The sequence below is a fragment of the Desulfobaculum sp. genome (assembly GCF_054921475.1).
Genome location: NZ_JBUDSW010000326.1, coordinates 1 through 3,382 on the forward strand (window position 1 = coordinate 1; position 3,382 = coordinate 3,382).

Annotated in this window: 3 protein-coding genes; all 3 read right to left on the reverse strand. The window is 70.1% G+C overall.

The genetic code is table 11. The annotated features are described in order from the left end of the window. Positions 1 to 802, reverse strand: an 802-nt coding sequence (locus ACY69P_RS15355; protein ID WP_462328104.1) for a glycosyltransferase family 2 protein, incomplete at its 3' end; no start/stop codon positions are given. 38 nt (positions 803 to 840) lie between these two features. Continuing rightward, on the reverse strand, positions 841 to 1,716 hold the full coding sequence (locus tag ACY69P_RS15360; RefSeq protein ID WP_462328105.1) for a sulfotransferase family protein: 876 nt from the start codon (positions 1,714 to 1,716) through the stop codon (positions 841 to 843). A 53-nt stretch (positions 1,717 to 1,769) separates the two neighbouring features. Continuing rightward, positions 1,770 to 3,382 (reverse strand): hypothetical protein (locus ACY69P_RS15365; RefSeq protein WP_462328106.1); only part of this gene is annotated, 1,613 nt, incomplete at its 5' end.

The following is a 3,382-nucleotide window of genomic DNA, read 5'->3' on the forward strand; positions in this document are numbered from 1 at the left end:
CCAACGCCGCCGCCCAGCGGCGCGCATTGCGCGCGGCAACGCCCAGCGCATGCCGGACCAGCCGCCACCGCCGGGGCACGCGTCCCCGGTACCGGGCATACACCTCCATAGCGCCCTCATTGGCCATGCGCTGACGCAGAAAGGCCACGGTCATCCGCTCCCTAGGCACGTGATGGAGCACCACGGCGTCCGGCACATAGCCTACGGCCTGCCCGGTCCGCCACAGGGTGCGCATAAGGCCTGTTTCCCCGTCGCCCAGCCACACCGCGCCAAAGGCGTCCGGATTAAAGCCGCCGCAGCGGACAAGCGCCTCGCGCCGCAGGGCCATGTTCACGCCGTAGAAGACTTCCTGCCCCTTGTTGAAGCTCCGCCCCCGGTCCAGCAAGCTGAGTTCGGCAAAGGTGCCAAAGTCCCCGGCGTACTCCGCCAGCCACGTGGGGGGCGGCACGTCCCACACCGGACGCACCGGCCCGCCAGCGGCGGCCATGTCCGGGTTGGCGTCAAAGGCACTAATATGCGCATCCACCCAGCCGGCATCAAAGGTGGCGTCATCATCGGTGTACAGCAGCAAATCCGACGCGGCGGCGCGTGCGCCTGTGTGCCGGGCGTGATGCAGGCCAAGGTGACACTCCGGCACATACCGCAGGGGCACAGGATAGCTCCCCGCCCGCCCGGTCACCATGCGGCGCACCGCATCATCCACGGCGTTGTCCACCACGATGACCTCAAAATCCGTGCGCGATTGCAGGCCAAGGCTTTCAATGCACCGCGCAAGGTCGCGTTCGCGCCGATAGGTCGGCACGATGACCGTTGCGCGGCGCGCTCTCCCCCCCGAAGCGCTCACCACAGCCCCCCTTTTGCGTACCCGGCGCGCTCCATGGCCCGCCGCGCCTCGCGCCACACGTGGTAGCGCTCCACCGGGCCAAGCCGGCGCGGAGCATAGCCCACAAAGCCCTCCGGCTCCGGCACCACGTCCTGCTCAAGGCGCGCCGCCCACTCCCCGCGCAGGGGAAGCGGCACCCCGGAGACGGCCTTGCCATTGAGGCCCCGGCGGATGCTGTTGCGCGCCACGGCCTTGGCAACGCCTTCGTCGTCCCACGCCACGCCCAAAAAATCGCGGCCCACCCGCGCCAGCACGGAGTGAGTGTCCTCCATAAGGTCCTCATACCGCACGGTACAAAAGCGCTTGGGGCCCATCTCGCGCCCGCCGGCAAGGGCCGCATTCACATGGCGCGACCACATCCGCGCCGCCTGCCGTGCGTCTGCCGGAGCCCAGTCCGCCCCCCATGAGCGCGCCGCCGTCAGTATGGAGCGCACCACGTCGCGCACATCGCGCACCACGTGGATGACCCGCGCCTGCGGCAGCAGCTGTGAAATTTCCGGCAGGAACAGGGCGTGTGAGGGCGTCTTCTCCACAAACAGGCCGCCCTCCGGCGTCGCCGCGCGCATGGGCTGCATCAGCGCCTGCATGTACTCCCGCAGGGCTACAAGAAATTCCTCCTCGCGCAGGTGACAGCCAAGGCCAACCATCCGGCCCGAGTTCTCCGCCACATCGCGCTGCCACGCGCGAAGCTGTGGCCCGATATAGCTCTCGAACAGGCTGCTCTCCTGCCCGGTCGCCACCAGCGGATGGCAGGCCAAAAGACGCTGCATCCACGTAGTGCCACTGCGTGGGCTGCCCACAATGAAGACCATATCCGCGCCAAACTCTCGCACTGCCGACTCCAAGGCTGAAGGAGAAAACTCCACTGTGCCGTTATATCAGGATTTCAGCTCCACTCCAAACCCTTCTGCCACGTCAGGGAGGAAAACCGGCCCGAGGCCTTTTGCCGCCCCAACCACTCCGAGGCATCGCCCCCGGATATGCCCCGGGCGCGGCTCATGAGGAAATCCGCTACCCGCCGCGCCGCGCCGCCGTCCGCCCCGCACAGCACCTCATCCAGCCACGGCTGCGCCGCCCGGCGCACCGCCTGCCGGGACTGGCGGGCGTCAAGCACCCCGCGCACAAGGGGAATGAGGTCCTCAAGGGCCGCGGCCTCGCGGATGACCGGGCACCCGCTGGCCGACGGTTCATGCCGTGACAGCGCGTGCAGGTACACCACCGGCACACCGCACAGCAGCGCCTCCACCACGGCGGACCCCATATGCGACACCACCACGTCCGCCCGCGCCATAAGGTCCGGCAGCGGCAGGTCCGCCGCGCGCTGGCACAGCACCGCAGGCGCCCCGCGCGATGTGAAATACGATTCGTAGTCCATTTCGTATGACCCCGGATGGGTGCGGTACACCACCTGCACCTGCGGCATCTCCCGCGCAAGGGCCGCCACGGCGTCGAGGGTGGCCCACTGGGTGTGCCGCCGCTCGCGCGTTTGCGTCCAGCCGCCGCTGTCGCACACCACGCACACCGGGCGGCGCAGGCGCACCCCAGCACGCAGGCAGCGTAGCCGGGCCGCACGGGAGGCCTCCGGCGTCAGCCCATCAAGATACGCAGCCCCAAGGGGCGGCACGCGCCCCGGCAAGGCGCCCTGACTGGCCACCAGCGCCGCGCTGTGCACGCGCCCGCACGCGGCAAACTCCCGCGCTGCAAACACGTCGCGCTCAGCATCCGTGGCGCAGTGCAGGCCATGGCCCATGGTCACTGTGGGAATCCCCCGCGCCCGCGCCGCCAGCGTCTGCGCCGCCCCGCGCGGGTCCGTGGAAAACAGGTGCAGCACCACATCAGGCGCGGCCACATCGCACAGCGCGCCAAAGCGCGCCGCACCGTGCAGGCACTGCGGCAAAGCCCCGGCCACTTCCGCGGCAATTTGCGCCACCAGCATTCCGGCAAGGGGAGGGCCGACCTCGCCGTACAAAAACGTCATCAGCCCTTCGTCACGAAGCAGGGCGCGCTCCAGGTCGTCATCGGTCCATGCCCCGCGCCGGGGCGGCGCATCCGCCACGTCCACGTCCTCAAGGCGCAGCACCACCGCCCGCCGCTTAACGGCCCGCCGCCACGCCCGCAGCCCCAGCCGCCCCGCGGCCACAACCAGCGCCACCTTCACCCCGCGGGCAAGGAGTTCATCGTACAGTGGCTCAAGGCGCGCCATTCCGGCCCCGCCCCACGTGGCAAGGAGCGCCCGCGCTCCGGTGCCAAGGGCTGAGGGGAGCGTCTCCAGCGTATGCGGCGCGGGCCGCAGCACACGCCGAAGTCCAGCGCGGGGCGCGCCCCATAAGCGCTGTCGCACGCCCACGCGCGCCGGGGCCGCGGCAAGCCCTTCTGCACCGCGCCCATCCGGCGCCTGCGAAATTTCCTCACAGGTGATGCCACGCTCGCGGCACAGGGCCACAAGGGCCTCGCGCTCCAGCCCGGCAGGCGAAGTCAGCAGGCCATACAGCCCCACCT